Below are 1,959 nucleotides of genomic sequence, written 5' to 3'. Positions count from 1 at the left end.
ACGCGCTCGAACATCCAGTACAACTGGATCCAGCTCGAGGAGACGCCCGAAATCCTCGCCAAACTCGCTTCGGTGCAGATGCACGGCATCCAGACCTCGGGCAACTGCATCCGTAACATCACCGCCGACCAGTTCGCGGGCGTGGCGCCCGACGAGGTCGTCGATCCGCGCCCCTGGGCCGAGATCCTGCGCCAGTGGTCGACGTTCCACCCCGAATTCGCCTGGCTGCCGCGCAAGTTCAAGATCGCCGTCTCGGGCTCGAAGGAAGACCGCGCGGCCGTGCAGATCCACGACCTGGGCGTCTACCTGGAGCGTAACGTCGACGGCGAAATTGTCGCGAGCATCCTCGCGGGCGGCGGCCTCGGCCGCACGCCCATCGTCGGTGCGATCATCAAGCGCGACCTGCCGTGGCAGCACCTGCTGACCTACTGCGAAGCCGTGCTGCGCGTGTACAACCGCTACGGCCGCCGCGACAACCTCTACAAGGCGCGCATCAAGATTCTCGTGAAGGCGCTCTCGCCGGCGAAATTCGCCGAGCAGGTGGAAGAGGAGTGGCAGCACCTGAAGGACGGCCCCTCGACGCTCACGCAGGCCGAAGTGGAGCGCGTGTCGCAGCACTTCGTGCCGCCCGCCTACGAAAAGCTGCCCGATACCGATACGTCGTACGAAAAGCATCTGCTCGAAACCCGCGCGTTCGCGCGCTGGGTGGAGCGCAACGTGCGTCCGCACCGCGTGCCGGGCTATGCCTCGGTGACGCTCTCGCTCAAGCCGCGCGACATCGCGCCGGGCGATGCCACCGACGCACAGATGGAAGCCGTGGCCGACTGGGCCGACGCGTATTCGTTCGGCCAGATCCGCGTCTCGCACGAGCAGAACCTGATTCTCGCGGACGTGAAGAAGCGCGACCTCTATGCGCTGTGGGAAAAGGCGAAGGCGCAGGGCTTCGCGACGGCGAACATCGGCCTTCTGACCGACATCATCGCGTGCCCGGGCGGCGACTTCTGCTCGCTCGCGAACGCGAAGTCGATCCCCATTGCGCTGGCGATCCAGGCGCGTTTCGATAATCTCGACTTCGTCCACGACCTGGGCGACCTGTCGTTCAATATCTCGGGCTGCATGAACTCGTGCGGGCACCATCACGTCGGCAACATCGGCGTGCTGGGCGTGGACAAGGACGGTGCGGAGTGGTATCAGGTGTCGCTGGGCGGCGAGCAGGGCAATGGCGCCAATGGCGCGCGCCTGGGCCGTGTGATCGGGCCGTCGTTTTCGGCCGAAGAGATGCCGGACGTCGTGCAGAAGGTGATCGATACGTTCGTCGAGCACCGGCTCGAAGGCGAGCGCTTTATCGACACGTACGACCGCATCGGCATCGCACCGTTCAAGGAACGCGTGTACGCCTCGCGCCAGCCGGCGCACGCCTGAACCCGCACGCAACGAGAGACGAGAGTTAAGCAAATGGCTTTGATCATCAGGAATCGCGAGATCGTTGAAGACGGCTGGCAGGTCGTGCGCGCGGCCGAAGACGGCGCACTGCCCGAAGTGGCGGCGCTGCCTGCGGGCCAGATCATCGTGCCGCTCGCGCTGTGGCAGGCGCAGCGCGACGCGCTGGTGGCCTCGCGCAGCCGGGACGAGCTCGGCGTGTGGCTTGCGCCGGAGAGCGAACCGGCCGATATCGCGGGCGATTTCGACGAGGTGGCTCTGATCGCAGTGGATTTCCCGGTGTTCCGTGACGGCCGCGGTTATTCGACGGCGCGTCTGCTGCGCGAACGCTATGGCTACCAGGGCGAGCTGCGCGCGATTGGCGATGTGCTGCGCGACCAGTTGCGCTTCTACGAGCGCTGCGGCTTCGATGCGTATGCGCTGCGCGCCGACAAGGACCTCCACGACGCGCTCAAGGCGTTCACGGAGTTCACGGTGCAGTATCAGGGCGCGTTCGACGAGCCTTCGCCGCTGTTCCGC

2 protein-coding genes are annotated in these 1,959 nt (G+C 65.8%); both read left to right on the top strand.

Features of this window, described 5'->3' with window-relative positions:
• The coding region (locus tag V8683_RS31270) for a nitrite/sulfite reductase (protein WP_462849714.1) at positions 1 to 1,422 on the top strand (1,422 nt) is incomplete at its 5' end.
• A gap of 33 nt (positions 1,423 to 1,455) precedes the next feature.
• On the top strand, positions 1,456 to 1,959 hold a 504-nt coding region (locus tag V8683_RS31265; protein ID WP_462849716.1), incomplete at its 3' end, for a DUF934 domain-containing protein.

The organism is Paraburkholderia sp. AV2 (assembly GCF_054968425.1).
Note: the sequence above shows the minus strand (reverse complement) of the source record. Positions and strands in the feature narration are given on the sequence as shown.